The sequence below is a fragment of the Pantoea sp. B9002 genome (assembly GCF_013385945.1).
Classification (GTDB): domain Bacteria; phylum Pseudomonadota; class Gammaproteobacteria; order Enterobacterales; family Enterobacteriaceae; genus Pantoea.
In genome coordinates this window covers 38,974-54,734 of the sequence record NZ_JACAPA010000028.1, presented here as the reverse complement: position 1 = coordinate 54,734, position 15,761 = coordinate 38,974, and the positions used below count along the sequence as shown (strand labels likewise).

The 15,761-nt window shown below is 53.9% G+C and carries 16 protein-coding genes and 1 riboswitch; of the genes, 7 read left to right on the top strand and 9 right to left on the bottom strand.

From position 1 onward, the window contains the following. Positions 1 to 10 precede the first annotated feature (10 nt). The 4 genes from yqiA to nudF are packed head-to-tail and all read right to left on the bottom strand — an operon-like array spanning position 11 to position 2,525. The gene (gene yqiA, locus HX773_RS15145) at positions 11 to 592 is read right to left on the bottom strand and encodes an esterase YqiA (RefSeq protein ID WP_176972208.1); all 582 of its coding nucleotides are present in this window, start codon (positions 590 to 592) and stop codon (positions 11 to 13) included. A 3-nt stretch (positions 593 to 595) separates the two neighbouring features. Further along, positions 596 to 1,423, bottom strand: coding sequence for a 3',5'-cyclic-AMP phosphodiesterase (gene cpdA, locus HX773_RS15140; RefSeq protein WP_176972207.1), 828 nt, complete (start codon positions 1,421 to 1,423; stop codon positions 596 to 598). A gap of 44 nt (positions 1,424 to 1,467) precedes the next feature. Next, positions 1,468 to 1,893: a DUF1249 family protein gene (locus tag HX773_RS15135; protein WP_008103400.1), complete on the bottom strand. Its 426-nt coding sequence runs from the start codon at positions 1,891 to 1,893 to the stop codon at positions 1,468 to 1,470. Next, positions 1,890 to 2,525 carry an ADP-ribose diphosphatase gene (nudF, locus tag HX773_RS15130; protein ID WP_101762996.1) on the bottom strand — a complete coding sequence of 212 codons (636 nt, stop codon included), beginning with the start codon at positions 2,523 to 2,525 and terminating at the stop codon, positions 1,890 to 1,892. The genes HX773_RS15135 and nudF overlap by 4 nt, the downstream gene beginning before the upstream one ends. A gap of 25 nt (positions 2,526 to 2,550) precedes the next feature. On the opposite strand from nudF, the gene HX773_RS15125 reads away from it, so the two are divergent. From HX773_RS15125 to HX773_RS15110, 4 genes are all read left to right on the top strand, one after another. Then, entirely contained in the window at positions 2,551 to 2,742 is a 192-nt protein-coding gene (locus HX773_RS15125; protein WP_225614418.1) for a hypothetical protein, read from the top strand. Continuing rightward, positions 2,739 to 4,211, top strand: a complete 1,473-nt coding sequence (gene tolC / locus HX773_RS15120) for an outer membrane channel protein TolC (protein ID WP_176972206.1) — start codon at positions 2,739 to 2,741, stop codon at positions 4,209 to 4,211. The genes HX773_RS15125 and tolC overlap by 4 nt, the downstream gene beginning before the upstream one ends. A gap of 139 nt (positions 4,212 to 4,350) precedes the next feature. Further along, positions 4,351 to 5,025, top strand: coding sequence for a DUF1190 family protein (locus HX773_RS15115; protein WP_061720467.1), 675 nt, complete (start codon positions 4,351 to 4,353; stop codon positions 5,023 to 5,025). Positions 5,026 to 5,033: 8 nt separating this feature from the next. Continuing rightward, positions 5,034 to 6,197 carry a glutathionylspermidine synthase family protein gene (locus HX773_RS15110; RefSeq protein WP_176972205.1) on the top strand — a complete coding sequence of 388 codons (1,164 nt, stop codon included), beginning with the start codon at positions 5,034 to 5,036 and terminating at the stop codon, positions 6,195 to 6,197. A 38-nt stretch (positions 6,198 to 6,235) separates the two neighbouring features. On the opposite strand, the gene ygiD is transcribed toward HX773_RS15110, so the two are convergent. After that, positions 6,236 to 7,021, bottom strand: coding sequence for a 4,5-DOPA dioxygenase extradiol (gene ygiD, locus HX773_RS15105; RefSeq protein ID WP_176972204.1), 786 nt, complete (start codon positions 7,019 to 7,021; stop codon positions 6,236 to 6,238). A gap of 273 nt (positions 7,022 to 7,294) precedes the next feature. On the opposite strand from ygiD, the gene HX773_RS15100 reads away from it, so the two are divergent. Beyond that, positions 7,295 to 7,678 (top strand): cell wall hydrolase, encoded by a 384-nt coding sequence (locus tag HX773_RS15100; protein ID WP_176972203.1) that lies wholly within the window; start codon positions 7,295 to 7,297, stop codon positions 7,676 to 7,678. A gap of 57 nt (positions 7,679 to 7,735) precedes the next feature. Here HX773_RS15100 and ribB read toward each other — a convergent pair whose 3' ends face one another. Then, positions 7,736 to 8,392, bottom strand: coding sequence for a 3,4-dihydroxy-2-butanone-4-phosphate synthase (gene ribB, locus HX773_RS15095; RefSeq protein ID WP_008103416.1), 657 nt, complete (start codon positions 8,390 to 8,392; stop codon positions 7,736 to 7,738). 105 nt (positions 8,393 to 8,497) lie between these two features. Further along, positions 8,498 to 8,647, bottom strand: a riboswitch (FMN riboswitch). Positions 8,648 to 8,818: 171 nt separating this feature from the next. Here ribB and HX773_RS15090 point away from each other — a divergent pair. Then, positions 8,819 to 9,124 (top strand): accessory factor UbiK family protein, encoded by a 306-nt coding sequence (locus tag HX773_RS15090; RefSeq protein ID WP_110867312.1) that lies wholly within the window; start codon positions 8,819 to 8,821, stop codon positions 9,122 to 9,124. A gap of 37 nt (positions 9,125 to 9,161) precedes the next feature. On the opposite strand, the gene hldE is transcribed toward HX773_RS15090, so the two are convergent. The 3 genes from hldE to HX773_RS15075 are packed head-to-tail and all read right to left on the bottom strand — an operon-like array spanning position 9,162 to position 14,840. Beyond that, positions 9,162 to 10,586: a bifunctional D-glycero-beta-D-manno-heptose-7-phosphate kinase/D-glycero-beta-D-manno-heptose 1-phosphate adenylyltransferase HldE gene (hldE, locus tag HX773_RS15085; protein WP_176972202.1), complete on the bottom strand. Its 1,425-nt coding sequence runs from the start codon at positions 10,584 to 10,586 to the stop codon at positions 9,162 to 9,164. A gap of 59 nt (positions 10,587 to 10,645) precedes the next feature. Then, complete coding sequence (gene glnE / locus HX773_RS15080) at positions 10,646 to 13,504, bottom strand: bifunctional [glutamate--ammonia ligase]-adenylyl-L-tyrosine phosphorylase/[glutamate--ammonia-ligase] adenylyltransferase (protein ID WP_176972201.1); 2,859 nt, start codon at positions 13,502 to 13,504, stop codon at positions 10,646 to 10,648. Between the two features lie 25 nt (positions 13,505 to 13,529). Then, on the bottom strand, positions 13,530 to 14,840 hold the full coding sequence (locus HX773_RS15075; protein ID WP_176972200.1) for an inorganic triphosphatase: 1,311 nt from the start codon (positions 14,838 to 14,840) through the stop codon (positions 13,530 to 13,532). Between the two features lie 204 nt (positions 14,841 to 15,044). Here HX773_RS15075 and HX773_RS15070 point away from each other — a divergent pair, with 204 nt between their 5' ends. Then, the gene (locus HX773_RS15070; protein WP_101762988.1) at positions 15,045 to 15,668 is read left to right on the top strand and encodes a TIGR04211 family SH3 domain-containing protein; all 624 of its coding nucleotides are present in this window, start codon (positions 15,045 to 15,047) and stop codon (positions 15,666 to 15,668) included. Positions 15,669 to 15,761: the final 93 nt, after the last annotated feature.

Sequence of the window (15,761 nt, the reverse complement as noted above, 5' to 3'; positions counted from 1 at the left end):
CTTCGCAAAGTTACTGGGCGTTTAATCCCAGAAAATCAACTATCTGTGCGAAATGGCGTTCGAATCCGATATAGGCATGATTGCCGCCCTCTTCAACCGTCTGGCGGCATGCGCTGTAATACTCCAGCGCCTGGCGATAATCGAGTATTTCATCGCCGGTTTGTTGCAGCAGCCAGAGTAAATCGGGCGCTTCAAGAGGGTCAATCTGCATTACTTTCAGATCGTAAATGTGGCGAGACTCTAACACATATTGCTGGCCGGTGTAGGGATTACGGTTCTCGCCGAGGTAATCCACCAGCAGCTCAAACGGCCGTACGGCGGGATTAACCACCACCGCAGGCAACATAAAACACTGCGACAGCCAGGTCGCAAAATAGCCGCCCAGCGACGATCCCACCAATCCCAGCGGTTCACCGGCATATTGCATCACCAGCTCTTCCAGCATGCTGGCGGCTTCGGCTGGGAACGTCGGCAGTTGCGGCACCATCACATTAATATGTGGATGCTGCTCGTTGAGCCACTGCTGCAGCTGCGTGGCTTTCGCCGATTGCGGTGAACTGTTGAAGCCATGCAGATAAATCAGCGCCGCCATTGCTTAGTAGCCCTCGGAATCAAGATCGGGGCGGAACATGTCGCTTTGCAGGCGATTCACTTCGGTGTGCAGCGCGCCGTCAGGCTGCAAGGTGAACCAGCGCCAGCCCGGCGCCAGCGTATCAATGGTGAAGTTGGTGCAGTGTGGTTTGAACTGTACGCAGGTCGATGGCGAAGCCATCACGCGGCGACCATGCCAGTCGAGATCGAGTTCCTGGTGAATATGGCCGCACACCAGATTGCGTGCGCGCGGGAAGTGCTGCAGTACCGCTTCCAGCTGATGCGGATTGCGCAAGCTGTGTTGATCTAACCAGGTACAACCGGAAGCCAGCGGATGATGATGCAAAAGTACCAAAGTGTGACGTTCCGGGTACTTGCTCAGCGCGGTGTGCAGCCACTCCAACTGGTATTCGCTCAACATGCCGTGCGGCACGCCAAATACCTGGCTATCCAGCAGCACCAGCTGCCAGTGATCGCCCAACAGAACGTGCTTATCGGATTTGATGCCCGCGTCGGCCAGCGTATCCACCATCGCCGGCTGAAAATCGTGATTTCCCGGCAGCCAGACGCACGGTTTCGGCAGACGATTAATGCCCGCTACAAAGTGTTGGTAAGCTTCGACGGTGTGATCCTGAGCGAGATCGCCAGTGGCGATAATCAGATCATACTGGCGCTGTTGTACTTCAATAGCATCCAGTACCGCATCAAAACTCGACCAGGTATTTACCCCAAGCAGCGATTGATGTTTTCCGGCAAAAAGATGGGTATCCGTGATTTGTAAAATCCTGATATCAGACCCATCTTGCGCAGGAAGAGTTAGCAGGCTATCCAAAGCGTTTCCTTAATCTCCACGCCATCGTTGCGTTTTTTACGCTATCAGCAAACCGGTACTGCCACAGCGCCGTGCGCTAAGCAGTAACGCAACCAATCCGCAAGGAACTGGTTAATCTGATGTTTTTCATCGCGCTGATGCAGTTTTTTATTAGGATAATCATAGCGCGCTTTAAATCGGTAGATCTGTTTAGTGGAACACACTTCAGCGACCATCGCATCATGGTAGAGCCGCACCGACATAGAAGGCAGGCTCCAGTAACTCACCGCGGGCGCCACCTGACGCACTTCCACCAGCGTGGTGTATCGCGTCGATTCTTCGATGGTGAGCTGATAGCTGGCGCCATTCACCTGATAAATCACCGATGCGCCTGCCTCGTCATTGCGCGGCAGCAGGCGACGCAGCTGGGCGAAATTGGTTTCGCACAGGCGCATCATTTCGGGAAAGTCAGGGGTATAGCGCTGTTTCATTTTAGCTTCCACTCTTGTCGTAGTTTTTCATGGTGCAACGCCAGCCATTGCAAGGCGATGACAGATGCCGCGTTATCAATAATCCCCTCTTCCACCCAGCGATAAGCCTGTTCGCGGCTCACCACATGGACAAGAATATCCTCATTCTCTTCCTCCAGCCCGTGATTTCCCTCTGCCAGGCTGGCATCCACTTCGCCCACCAGCACCGATAAACGTTCAGACGTTCCGCCGGGGCTGGCTAAGTAATTCACTATCGGTTTGACGCGGCCAACCTTGAGGCCAGCCTCTTCTACCGCCTCACGTCGTGCGACATCTTCTGGTGTTTCGCCAGGTTCAATGATGCCAGCCACCATTTCCAGCAGCCAGGGCGTTGGGCTGGAATCAAAAGCGGGAATGCGGATCTGTTCGATCAGCACCACTTCATCACGTAAGGGATCATAGGGTAGCAGCACGGCGGCGTGTCCGCGCTCAAAAACTTCGCGCACCACTTCACCACTCATTTCGCCATTAAAACGACGGTGGCGGAAACGGTAGCTGACGATGGAAAAAAAACCATCGTAACGCGTTTCGCGTGCAATAATTTCTACATCGTTTTTTGTGAAAGTCACAGGGGATTTTTTTTCACTCGCCATCGTCTGATTCCTTATGCAGATTGGGATGGAGCAAAGAAAAGCCAAGTCTACCGCTCCGTCCGAGTGGTTCTTTTTGAATTATTTACGTAAATTAGGGGAAGAAGGCACGTTCAGCCAACTTATCTCTGACGCCGCCTCTGTAGAATCGGCGATTATTTTTTTGGCTTACCTGCAGCACTACCAGTGCATTTTGCTGCAACAAAAGGAATGCAAATGAAAAAACTGCTCCCACTTTTTATTGGGCTGACTCTGGGCGGATTCAGCCTTGCCGGCCAGGCAGAAAACCTGTTGCAGGTCTATCAGCAGGCGCGCCTTAGCAACCCCGATCTGCGATCTTCTGCCGCTAACCGCGACGCTGCATTTGAGAAAATCAATGAAGCGCGTAGTCCTTTATTGCCGCAGTTAGGCTTGGGCGCAGATTACACTTATAACAATGGCTACCGTGACAGCAGCGGACTTCATTCCAACACGACCAGCGCCTCTCTGCAATTAACTCAAACTATTTTCGATATGTCGAAATGGCGTGCGCTGTCGCTGCAGGAAAAACAAGCCGGTATTCAGGACGTCACTTATCAGGTGGCTCAGCAAGATCTGATCCTGAACAGTGCAACGGCTTATTTCAACGTGTTGAAGGCGATTGATACGCTTTCTTACACCGAAGCACAGAAACAGTCGATCTACCGCGAATTGGATCAAACCACTCAGCGCTTCAATGTGGGTCTGGTCGCGATCACTGACGTGCAGAACGCCCGTGCACAGTATGACACCGTACTGGCCAACGAAGTGACTGCACGTAACAACCTCGATAATGCGGTGGAATCGCTGCGTCAGATTACCGGCATGGATTATCTGTCGCTGGCCTCACTGAATATCGATCGTTTCAAAACTGCGCGTCCAGATGCTGTTGCCAGCCTGCTGAAAGAAGCAGAAAGCCGCAACCTGACCTTGCTGTCTGCGCGCCTTAGCCAGGATCTGGCACGTGAGCAGATTCGCTCAGCTGAAACCGGCCACATGCCAACGCTGGATTTGACCGCCTCAACCGGCATGTCGAACAGCAAATATGGCGGCAGCCGCGCTAATCAGAGTAGCGGTAGCACCGATTCCATCACCGGTTCTAACCAGGTTGGCCTGAGCTTCACCATGCCACTCTACAGCGGCGGTTCGGTGACTTCGCAGGTGAAACAGGCGCAGTACAACTATGTCGCGGCCAGCGAACAGCTGGAAGGCGCGCATCGTAGCGCGGTTCAGACGGTGCGTTCTTCATTCAATAACGTGAATGCCTCTATCAGCAGCATCGATGCTTATAAGCAGGCGGTTGTCTCTGCACAAAGCTCATTGGATGCGATGGAAGCCGGTTATCAGGTTGGTACGCGTACCATCGTTGATGTGTTGGATGCGACCACCACGTTGTTCAATGCTAAACAGCAGCTTTCTGATGCGCGTTATAGCTACCTGATTAACCAGCTGAATATCAAATATGCGCTGGGTACGCTGAACGAGCAGGATCTGCAGCAGCTGAACAGCACGCTGGGCAAAGAGATCACCACTACACCAGAAGTGGTGGCGCCGGAGAATAACCAGCAGGCCGCGCGTGTGGATAACGGTCCGAAAGCTTCATCGCCTTCAGCCGCCGCACAAGCCCGTCCAGCTGCCGCACGCAGCAGCGGAAATCCATTCGGTAATTAATTCCCAGGGGGCCGCATGCGGCCCCTTTCGCATTCAATCGTATAGCTACGTAAAGATCCTTTCCCCATCTGGCTTCGCGCTTCATTTTCCACCGCTCATCCCCTATCCTTACCCCACCTTTGGGCACAGGATGAAAATAATGAAACGGACGAAAAATATTCGCCATGCCGCTTTCCGTAAAAGCTGGCAGGCACGCCACTTAACGCCAGTCGCCTTTGCCGTTAGCGCAGTGTTTATGCTGGCAGGCTGCGAACAGAGTGATGAAACGGTGTCGCTCTATCAAAACGCGGATGATTGCGCCAAAGCCAATCCAGGCCAGAGCGCGCAGTGTACCACTGCGTATAACAACGCACAGAAAGAAGCCGAACGTACCGCACCAAAATACGCCACGCGTGAAGATTGTGTGGCTGAATTTGGTGAGAACCAGTGCCAGCAAACGCCTGCGCAAGCGGGTGTGGGCACCACAGCAAACAACGCTGAAGCTCAGCAAAGCGGTAGCTTCTGGATGCCGTTGATGGCCGGTTACATGATGGGACGTATGATGAGCGGCGGCGCAGGCTTTGCCCAGCAGCCACTGTTCTCGCCAAAAAATCCGAACAGCCCGGCAAACGGAAAATTTGTTGATGCGGCGGGTAAAAACTACGGTAATGCCACATCGGGCCGCACCATCAACGTGCCGAAAACAGCAATGGCACCGAAACCCGCTACCACTTCCACCATCACGCGTGGCGGCTTTGGCGACAGCGTGGCAAAACAAAACACCATGCAGCGCAGCAGTGCCTCAGGTACCGGCAGCCGCTCGCTGGGAGGCTAAGCCGCAGCATGCAACGTATAGCAATCCCTGAACGTCCAGACTGGCGAGAAAAAGCCGCGGAGTATGGTTTCCAGTTTCACACCATGTATGGCGAACCTTACTGGTGTGAAGATGCGTACTACCAATTCACGCTAGCGCAGGTTGAACAGTTGGAAGATACCACCGCCGAGCTGCACCAGATGTGTTTGCAGGCGGTGGAGAAAGTGGTCAACAGTGACGAGCTGCTTATCCGCTTCTGCATTCCTAAGCACACCTGGGATTTTGTGCGTGATTCCTGGAAGTTGCGCCAGCCATCGCTCTATTCGCGCCTCGATCTGGCATGGGATGGTAAAGGTGACGCCAAGCTGCTGGAAAACAATGCCGACACGCCAACCTCGCTGTATGAAGCCGCCTTCTTTCAGTGGATTTGGCTGGAAGACCAGGTTAAAGCCGGCAACCTGCCACAGGGCAGCGACCAGTTCAACAGCCTGCAAGAGAAGCTGATCGAGCGCTTCGCCACGTTGCATCAGCAGTTCGGTTTCAGCTGGCTGCACTTCTCCTGCTGCCGTGATACCGAGGAAGATCGCGCCACGGTGCAATATCTGCAGGACTGCGCCACCGAGGCCGGATTGCCGAGCGAGTTTCTCTATATTGACGAAATCGGATTGGGTGAAAGAGGCCAGTTTACCGACGTAAACGATCAGGTCATCAGCAATCTGTTTAAGCTCTATCCGTGGGAATTCATGCTGCGCGAAGTGTTCTCCACTAAGCTGGCGGACGCGGGCGTGCGCTGGCTGGAGCCGGCATGGAAAAGCATCATTTCCAATAAAGCGCTGTTACCGCTGTTGTGGGAGATGTTCCCTAATCATCCCAACTTGCTGCCCGCTTATTTTGCCGATGATAAGAACGCGCCGCAGATGGATAAGTACGTGGTGAAACCGCTGTTTTCACGCGAAGGTGCCAATATTCGCATCATTGAAAACGGTCAGGAGATCGCCCGCGCCGATGGTCCGTATGGCGAAGAAGGCATGATTATTCAGCAGTTCTATCAGCTACCGAAATTTGGTGATAGCTATACGTTGATCGGCAGCTGGCTGATTGACGATCAACCTGCGGGTATCGGCTTACGTGAAGATCGTGCCTTGATCACGCAGGATCTGTCGCGCTTCTATCCGCATACCTTTATTGAGTAAACGCTGTGCCGCCCGCAATCTTCGAGCGGCCACGCGCATTAGCCAATCTGCACCGACATCATACTGATCGCGCCCATTTCCATACCTTCCACCGGAATGCTGATCGCTTCATCAGCGGCACGCGCACCGAGAATATAGAGCAGCGGTAGATAGTGTTCAGGCGTTGGGTTCGAAAGCTGCGCATCCGGATGCTGCATAAAGTTTACCAGTGGGTGATCCGCCGTCTCGCCGTGGAAATCCAGATTCTCACGGACAAACAGATTAAAGCTTTCCGCCCATGGATACGCGGTTTCTGCGCCCTGCCAGCGCAGCATACGCAGATTGTGCACCACGTTTCCGCTGGCCACGATCATCACACCTTGATCTCGCAATGACGCCAGCTTTTGCCCCAATGCGTAGTGCCAATCGGCCGGCTTAGTGCCGTCGATACTTAGTTGCACCACCGGAATGTCTGCATCGGGATACATTTTTGCCAACACGCCCCAGGAACCATGATCAAAACCCCACTCCTGATCGGCATGAACGGCGATCGGTGCGAGTAAATCAATCACTTGCTGAGCCAGTTCTGGCGATCCCGGCGCGGGATAGCGCACATCAAATAGCGCCTGCGGGAAACCACCAAAATCATGGATAGTGCGTGGATTATTCATCGCCGTCACCGCCGTGCCACGTGTGTACCAGTGCGCCGAAACCGCAAGAATCGCGCGTGGACGCGGCAACGTTGCGCCCAACTGCTGCCAGGTTTGGGTATAACGATTATCTTCCAGTACGTTCATCGGGCTGCCGTGACCAAGGAACAGCGCAGGCATGCGTGTAGTGCTCATGATTAATCCTCTGACGAAGTGTCGCTTTGTTAACCGTTACGATACGCGCTTTCGCTGGGGGATTAACTCTGATAAGTATGATGATCTCTGTCAGGGAATTTGAATGATATTGGGCGGGGGAATTTGAGACAAGATGGGTCTCAATATTGCGCGCGCGCCTTTTATATATCAGTGATATAGCCCACACCTAAGACCGAGCGAGACCGGTCTTGTTACATCCAATGAATCTACTTCATAAACTCCACCCGGTTTTAGAAACATGAGTTGGAATTTATGTTAATTCAGGGAGCAATATTGTGCCTGGCGATGAATATCTACCATGAGGCGCGTGGCGAACCGATTAAAGGACAAATAGCCGTTGGTACGGTGACCATGAACCGGGCCAATTGGGATGTCAAAGAGATCTGTCCTGTGGTGTATGCACCAAAGCAGTTCTCCTGGACGTCTCTCAAAAAGAATCCTTATCGTTATCCACCACATGAAGATAAGAGCTGGCAACGCGCCAGAAAGCTGGCACAGAAGATCGTTGAAGGGGAATTACAGGACGTCACTCAAGGCGCGACCTTTTTCCATGCGCATAGCGTCAAACCGGCCTGGCGTCATACCTTTCAGCGTACTGTGGTGATTGGCAATCACGTGTTTTATGCCAATCGCTAAAACAAAAAAGAGGCCGGATAGATATCTATCCGGCCTCTTTCTTCTGTATTAATTCAGTTAGCTGGCGTGACGCGTTTCACGCTGACGGCGATACGCCACCAAATCTTCAATGGTGACGACCGGCATATCATGTTGCTTAGCAAACACGATCGCTTCTGGCGCGTGCGCCATGCTGCCATCATCATTGGTCAATTCGCACAGTACGCCCGCAGGTTTGAATCCTGCCAGCGTTACCAGATCGATAGTCGCTTCGGTGTGTCCACCACGCGACAGAACACCGCCTTCACGCGCACGCAGCGGGAAAACATGGCCCGGACGGTTAAGGTCTGAAGGCTTAGCGCCATCAGCCACCGCAGCGCGAATCGTGGTGATGCGATCGGCAGCAGAAACGCCGGTGGTCACACCGCTTGCAGCTTCAATTGTCACTGTAAAACCGGTGCCGTAAGCGCTGGTGTTGGTTTCCACCATCATTGGCAGCTCAAGCTGCTGACGGCGCTCTTCGGTGATGCAGAGGCACACAATACCGCTGCCGTGACGGATGGTTAATGCCATCTGTTCAACGGTCATGGTTTCTGCCGGGAAGATCATGTCACCTTCGTTTTCACGATTTTCATCGTCAAGCACCATTACACCGCGGCCGTTGCGCAGCGCATCAATGGCGCGCTCTACACGCTGTTCAGGCGTGCCAAATTCAGAAAGAAGCGTCTGATTCATGGTAAAAAAACCTTATAAAATATGAGTTACCAGAACCAGGGCGTGCTTAGGAGTGCGTACAAAACACATGGCAAAAACGTGACGCGGGCAAAGCCCGGCTGATGTCGTTACCCTCTCCCATCCGGACTCTAACCGTCGGCTCCGGAATTACACCGGATCTGCTGACCTTTCACATTGCTGTGAGAGCGCTCGCGGGCTTTCAGCTAGAGCTGATTTACCGCCGGTGGGGAATTTCGCCCCGCCCTGAGAATAAGCGAACAAACTATAACGCCAATCATCTGGTCGGGCAATCGACAAAAGTGCAAATGCTTTTGCATTTCCTGCGTTGCGGATTTCAGGTTTAACCTTTTCGTTTCAGGCATTACACTTAATAGCTATTGAGTCCGAACACGCGCAGCTATCGGCCACCGTAACCAGGAAATAATCATGATCGACACGAAAAAAATTGAACAACTGGCTCGCCAGGTACATGAAGCTATGCCGAAAGGGATTCGCGATTTTGGCGATGATGTCGAAAAGAAAATTCGTCAGGTATTGCAGGCGCAGTTGACGCGCATGGACCTGGTTAACCGTGAAGAGTTTGATGTGCAGACGCAGGTTCTGCTGCGTACGCGTGAGAAATTAGCTGCGCTGGAACAGCGCCTGGCAAAACTGGAAAGTGAAAGTCCAGCAGCACCCGCGCCGGCAATCGTCACGCCAGATCCTGCTGGGAAAATTGATACTCCGCAGTAAGCTCATTGGCGGGAGTCTTCCTCCCGCCGATTCACACTTAATGACTGCGAATAGTTTTGATGATGTTGCTGGTTGAGATGCCATCTTCGAAGTTAAGCACACGCACGTCACCGCCGTTCGCCCACACTTCTTTGCTTCCCGCGATATCTTCCGGCTTGTAATCGCCGCCTTTTACCAGCAGATCCGGCAGCACTCCAGCAATCAGACGTTGTGGCGTATCCTCTTCAAATAGCACCACCCAATCCACCGCTTCCAGCGCACCCAGCACAATCATGCGGTTTTCTTGCGGATTGACCGGACGCGTTTCGCCTTTCAGACGCTTAGTCGAGGCATCACTGTTAACGGCCACAATCAGGCGGTCGCCCAGCTTGCGCGCGTTCGCCAGATAAGAAACATGGCCAGCGTGCAGGATGTCAAACACGCCGTTGGTCATCACCACTTTCTCACCACGCTGACGCGCCAGCGCAACAGCGGCTTTCAGCTCCGCTTCGGTCATCACACCGAATCCCGTTTCCGGACGGGCATGAATGGCATTTTCCAGCTCAACAGTGCTGACAGTGGAAGTACCCAACTTACCGACGACGACGCCTGCAGCAGCATTAGCAAGGAAACAGGCTTCTTCCAGGCTGTCGCCAGCTGCCAGCACTGCGGCCAGCACGCCAATCACCGTATCGCCCGCACCGGTCACGTCATACACTTCCTGCGCCTGCGTAGGCAGATGCAGCGGCGCTTTGCCCGGCTGCAGCAGCGTCATACCGTTTTCAGAACGGGTGACCAGCAGCGCGGAGAGTTCATAATCCGCGATTAACTGCATGCCACGGCTGACAATCTCTTCCACGGTTTTGCATTTACCCACAACCGCTTCGAATTCAGACAAATTCGGCGTCAGCAGCGTTGCACCGCGATAACGTTCAAAATCAGTGCCTTTGGGATCAATCAACACCGGCACTTTAGCTTCACGCGCCAGTTGAATCATGGTCTGCACGCTGTTCAGCGCGCCTTTGGCGTAGTCAGACAACACCAGCGCACCCGCTTGCGTCAGCGATTGACGCATACGATCGTGAATCGGCTGCGGATCAATCTGCTCAAAACCCTCTTCGAAATCGAGGCGAATCAGCTGCTGATTGCGCGACAGCACGCGCAGCTTGGTGATGGTTGGATGGCTTTGCACCGCCACAAAATCGCAGTCGACATTGACCTTCTGCAGGGTTTCACTCAACACGCGCGCGGCATCATCGGCGCCGGTCAAGCCAATCAGCCGTGATGCTGCACCGAGCGCAGCAATGTTCATGGCGACGTTTGCCGCGCCGCCTGGACGCTCTTCAATGGTATCCACTTTCACCACCGGCACCGGCGCTTCCGGGGAAATACGGCTGGTTGGGCCATACCAATAGCGATCTAACATCACATCGCCGACGACCAGCACAGTGGCCTTGCCAAAAGTGGGCAGTGTTACTTTCATTCAGAGACTCCAACACGGTCAAAATAATGCGCGGGATATTACCACATAAGCCATAAGGCTCACTGTTCCGCGCTGTCAGATTCGGTACCGCTTAACCAACGCTGCCAACTGTTGTTGACCACCGCGCGCTCAGCGACAAAGGCTTCAGGTGCCACATGGCCCGGTAATTCCTGCAATGCCAGATGGTGCAGCGCATCACGCAGCGTGACGTACGCATGCGTCAAAGCCTGCGCCTCTTCATCCGGCATAATGCCATGACGCGCCATTAATTCGAAAATGCGGACGTTATCCGACCAACGCGTCAACGCTGGCTGATCGGCCGCGTAGCCTAAGACAAGATATTGCGCGATGAATTCAATGTCGGTGATACCGCCCTCATCGGTCTTAATTTCCCAGCGACCTTTATGTTTATTGCTGAGATGCGCACGCATTTTTTCGCGCATTTCACGCACTTCTTTTTGCAACGTCTCAACTTCACGCGGCAGGCAAAGAATGCCACGGCGGATTTCATCAAAGCGTTCACACAGCGCAGGTTCGCCAAACACAATGCGCGCGCGCACCAGCGCCTGATGTTCCCAGGTCCATGCTTCGCTGCGCTGGTATTCGTTGAAAGCGGAAAAAGTACTAACCAGCATGCCCGCCGCGCCAGAAGGACGCAGACGCGCATCCACTTCATACAAAATGCCGGACGAAGTGCGCGTGCTAAACAGATGCATCACACGCTGCGCCAGGCGCAGATAGAACTGGCGACCATCAATGACGCGCTCGCCATCGGTTTCCGCCTCATCCGGACAATCATGCAGGAACACCAAATCAAGGTCAGAGCTGTAACCCAGCTCCCAACCACCGAGTTTGCCATAACCGACAACCGCAAAACCGCGCTCATTGTCGCTGGTTAGATGCGATGGACGACCATATCGCTGCACCATCATCTGCCAGGCTTGCTGCACCACTGATTCAATAATCGCTTCTGCCAGCCAGGTTAAGTGATCGCTCACTTTCATCACGGGCAGCGTTTCAGCGATATCTGCAGCGGCAATGCGCAGATGCTGCGCCTGTTTAAACTGGCGCAATGCTTCCAGTTGCTGCTCTTCATCATCGGTGGGAATACGCAGCAGATACTGGCGCAGTTCGTCGCGGTAAGCATCGGTCGCGGTGGGTTGATACAGCGTCGCGGGATCAAGTAACTCATCCAGCAGCAGCGGATAGCGCGCCAGCTGGCTGGCAACCATCGGTGATGCGGCACACAGACGAATCAGATGACGCAGCGCGCCATGATATTCGGTGAGTAATTCCAGATAAGTGCTGCGCGTCAGCACGCCCAGCAACAGCGGCGTCAGACGATTCAGCAACACATCGGCATCTTCGCGTGGACAAACTTCACTGAGCAGACGCGGCATCAACTGGTCGAGCGCCAGACGACCGCGCGGACCAATGGTACGGCGGCTCACATCCTGGCGGAAGTTGTTCAACGCGTTGTAAAGCGCGTGTCGCTGCGCATCGTCCAACTGTGGTACCACCGGAATGAGATCGCTCTCTTCCAGCGCGTCCTGCCATAAGCCAGCAAATTCGGCCAACTGTGGCTGATCGTCGACATCCGGCGCATCGTCACCAATCAGCTCGTCAAAGATGGCGCGCACACCGGCCATTTGCAGCTCAAGCTGCGCCATCAGTGCGTTCCAGTCTGCCGCGCCCATTGCCCAGGCTAAGCGCTGGCGATCAAGTTCGTTCTCTGGCAGCGTTTGCGTTTGCTCGTCATTGATACTTTGCAGCAGGTTTTCCAGCCGACGCAGGAACAGATAGGCTTCACGTAGATGATCGACCTGTTTTTGGCTTAACAAAGCCAGCTCGCCAATCGCTTTGAGCGTAGGGAGCAAGGAGCGCAGTTGTAGTGAGCGCTCACGTCCTCCGCGAATTAGCTGGAAGACCTGCACAATGAATTCCGTTTCACGAATGCCGCCGGCGCCGAGCTTGATGTTGTCTTTCAAGCCGCGTCGACGCACTTCGCGCGCAATCATGCCTTTCATGTTACGCAGCGATTGAATCACGCTGAAATCGATATAGCGTCGATAAACGAACGGACGCAGCATTTGCTGCAATTCCTGGCTCCAGTGGCCATGATCGTCGCCCATCAACCGGGCTTTGACCATCGCATAGCGTTCCCAGTCGCGGCCTTGCTCCTGATAATAATCTTCCAGTGCCGCAAAGCTCAGCACCAGCGGACCGCTATCACCGAACGGACGCAGGCGCATATCCACGCGATAGACAAATCCATCCACCGTTGGTTGATCGAGCACTTTGATCAGCCGCTGCCCCATGCGCGTGAAGAATTGCGCATTGTCGAGCTCGCGCCGTCCACCTTGGGTAACGCCGTTTTCCGGCCAGGCAAAAATCAGATCGATATCAGAAGAGAAGTTGAGTTCACAGCCGCCGAGTTTACCCATGCCAAGAATCAGCATCGGCTGAGCTTCACCGGCTTCATTACATGGCGTACCGAAGTCGCGGCTGCAATCCTGCCAAACCCAGTCGCGCGCGGCAGCGATGAGAATTTCCGCCAGCGTGCTGAGCTGCTGCAAACTTTGTTCGGTAGTGGCGTGTTGCATCGCCTGCATCCAGGCGATGCGCACCAGCATATGACGCCGGAACAAACGCAGTTCACGCATCAGGGAGGTTTCGTTATCAACCGCTTGCAGCGCGTCATTCAGCCAGCGGGCATAGTGCTGCCACTCATCTGGCGCAGGCGCTTGCTGTTGCAGATGCTGCCACCATTCGGGATGCTGCTGCAGGTTATCGAGGATAAAGTCACTAAAGGTCAGCGCGCCCGCCTGTTCTGGCGTGAACGCTGAGGGTGGCAAATTAAGTCGCTCTGCCACATTAGCCAACTGCGCCTGCATGAGCGCCGGTAACGGTAACAACATCTTCTCTCCCTGATTGGATTTTTCGTTAGCGTTTGATTCCGCTATTGAGCCAGAACGGCGTCGGTTTGATCGCCAGATTCACCAGCTGCATTAAGCCGTGATTCTGTTTGATCCGAATGGCGTGCTGTAACTCCAGCCAGCCTTCCAGCCAAACATTCACCTCTTCCGCCGGATATGCACCCGCCAGCAGGTTCACCGCCAGCAGTTGGCGATTCAGGCGCGTCGCTTTATCCTGAAACTCATTGAAGAGTTGAACGTCAACGAAGGTTTCACGGAGATCGGCTGAGATGCGGCTCAGCATAATATCGCTGAAGCGTTTGAACGAACCCTGCAACTTGCTTTTGCTTTTGTCGTCGAGCCAGCTTTGCCACTGCGACTCAACCAGCCAGTGAGTAAGCGCTAACTGAGCTTCAACGGAGGTCAACGAGAAGCAAGTGTCTTCTGCATTATTCTCTTCATCGGCCAGCAACTCTTCCTGACGGGTTAATTTCTGACGCAGATCGCTGCTGGCTTTGCGTGGCACCAACGCACCAAACAGTGAGAACGCCTGACGCAGCGTTTCCAGCGCATCAATCACCGCCGCTTTGGCATCTTTATTACCACGCAGCCACACTTCTTCGTGATATTGCCAATGATTCAGTGCCGCGGTCATTGCGTTGATCATGCCCTGCTCAACCGACGCTTTCGCGGCGATTTTCTGCAACGGCAGCGTACGGATGGGACGCGGTAAGTTACCCTGCGCCAACTGGTAGCCGCGCGCGGCTTTGCTCAGGCTGCCGAGACGCAGTCCGCCCAGCGCGATAAGCGCTTCGGCGAACTTCAACATGTCATCGCGTTGCCCACTTTTGAGCTCCAGCTCGACTTCATAAAGCGGTTCGCTGAATTCACCGGCAGCCACTTCGCCGCGGTCAAACGCCACTTCAATTTCGCTGTCGCCAAATTGCACCAGCCAGGCTTCGCGCTGGAAATGGGTGCTGAACAGCGGCTGCAGGCGCGATTGCAGTGCGGCGATATCGGTGTCCTGCGGCCAGATATCGGCTGGCAGGCGCGCAATATCGAGCTGCGGCTCAGTGAGATCAACATTGTATTCCGGACGCTGATGCAGGCCGCCAACGGTTTTACCGGCCGCTTTCAGCGTCATTTCATAGCGTTGGTCAACGCCACGAATACGCAGGCCCATGTCCCAACGACGCAGTTGGTTATCGTCGGTTTCATAATAGATATTGGTCAGCTCGCGCGCGGCGAAGTGCTGATGTGGCCACGCGGCAAGCTTTTCCGCCAGTTTTTCGGCGGCTTGCGGTGTAGCAATGAACTTTAATTCGATTTCGATGGTCATAATTTTTTATTCAATACGCTGCTGGCACTTACGAGTTTAATCTGGCGAAGAGTAATGCACCGGAAGCCCGCTGTCTCCGCTTTCTTGTGCTTTTACGACCCTTTTCGCACCGGATTGAGACCAGGATAGTTCTCATTCAGATTTTTGAGAAGCGTCTCCAGACTGTGCCGGTAATTTTACGCCATTAAGAAAAAACGACATCGAATGAAAAAAATCACACTTGCTGCCCTTTCTTTGCTGGCTTTCAGCGCCATCACGCCTGCTCATGCTGCTGACGAAAAGCGTTACATCTCCGATGAATTATCCACTTGGGTGCGCAGCGGTCCGGGCGATCAATATCGCCTGATCGGTAAGCTGAACGCCGGAGAGGAAGTGACCTTGCTGCAAACCAATAACGACTCTCAATATGGTCAGATTCGTGATGCAGAAGGCAAAACCAACTGGATTCCACTGTCGCAGCTGAGCGCCAGTCCTAGCCTGCGTACCCGCGTACCGCAGCTGGAGCAGCAGGTTAAAGACCTGACGGCCAAGCTGGCGAATATCGATAACAGCTGGAATCAGCGCACTTCTGAGATGCAGAACAAAGTCGCCAACAGCGACGGCACCATTGATGGCCTGAAAGCCGAGAATCAGAAGCTGAAAAATGAGCTGATTGTCGCGCAGAAGAAAGTCAGCGCCGCCAATGTGCAGCTGGATGACAAGCAGCGCACCATCATCATGCAGTGGTTTATGTATGGCGGCGGCGTGCTGGGCGTTGGTTTGCTGTTGGGTCTGTTGCTGCCGCATATGGTGCCGCGCCGCAAGAAAAACGATCGCTGGATGAACTAACGCGCCACGCAGATTTGTTCTTTTATTTAAGGGGATCGTAAGATGCCCTTTTTGGCGTGCCCGATATTTAGCCAAAGTATGCAACAATAAAGT

Bases quoted from the DNA above. Each gene is read 5' to 3' on its own strand.
- ygiD (WP_176972204.1), bottom strand. From the start codon at position 7,021: ATGAGCACTACACGCATGCCTGCGCTGTTCCTTGGTCACGGCAGCCCG.
- glnE (WP_176972201.1), bottom strand. From the start codon at position 13,504: ATGTTGTTACCGTTACCGGCGCTCATGCAGGCGCAGTTGGCTAATGTG.
- tolC (WP_176972206.1), top strand. From the start codon at position 2,739: ATGAAAAAACTGCTCCCACTTTTTATTGGGCTGACTCTGGGCGGATTC.
- ribB (WP_008103416.1), bottom strand. From the start codon at position 8,392: ATGAATCAGACGCTTCTTTCTGAATTTGGCACGCCTGAACAGCGTGTA.
- HX773_RS15075 (WP_176972200.1), bottom strand. From the start codon at position 14,840: ATGACCATCGAAATCGAATTAAAGTTCATTGCTACACCGCAAGCCGCC.
- HX773_RS15135 (WP_008103400.1), bottom strand. From the start codon at position 1,893: ATGAAACAGCGCTATACCCCTGACTTTCCCGAAATGATGCGCCTGTGC.
- hldE (WP_176972202.1), bottom strand. From the start codon at position 10,586: ATGAAAGTAACACTGCCCACTTTTGGCAAGGCCACTGTGCTGGTCGTC.
- HX773_RS15100 (WP_176972203.1), top strand. From the start codon at position 7,295: ATGTTAATTCAGGGAGCAATATTGTGCCTGGCGATGAATATCTACCAT.
- HX773_RS15125 (WP_225614418.1), top strand. From the start codon at position 2,551: ATGGAGCAAAGAAAAGCCAAGTCTACCGCTCCGTCCGAGTGGTTCTTT.
- HX773_RS15110 (WP_176972205.1), top strand. From the start codon at position 5,034: ATGCAACGTATAGCAATCCCTGAACGTCCAGACTGGCGAGAAAAAGCC.
- yqiA (WP_176972208.1), bottom strand. From the start codon at position 592: ATGGCGGCGCTGATTTATCTGCATGGCTTCAACAGTTCACCGCAATCG.
- HX773_RS15115 (WP_061720467.1), top strand. From the start codon at position 4,351: ATGAAACGGACGAAAAATATTCGCCATGCCGCTTTCCGTAAAAGCTGG.
- HX773_RS15090 (WP_110867312.1), top strand. From the start codon at position 8,819: ATGATCGACACGAAAAAAATTGAACAACTGGCTCGCCAGGTACATGAA.
- HX773_RS15070 (WP_101762988.1), top strand. From the start codon at position 15,045: ATGAAAAAAATCACACTTGCTGCCCTTTCTTTGCTGGCTTTCAGCGCC.
- nudF (WP_101762996.1), bottom strand. From the start codon at position 2,525: ATGGCGAGTGAAAAAAAATCCCCTGTGACTTTCACAAAAAACGATGTA.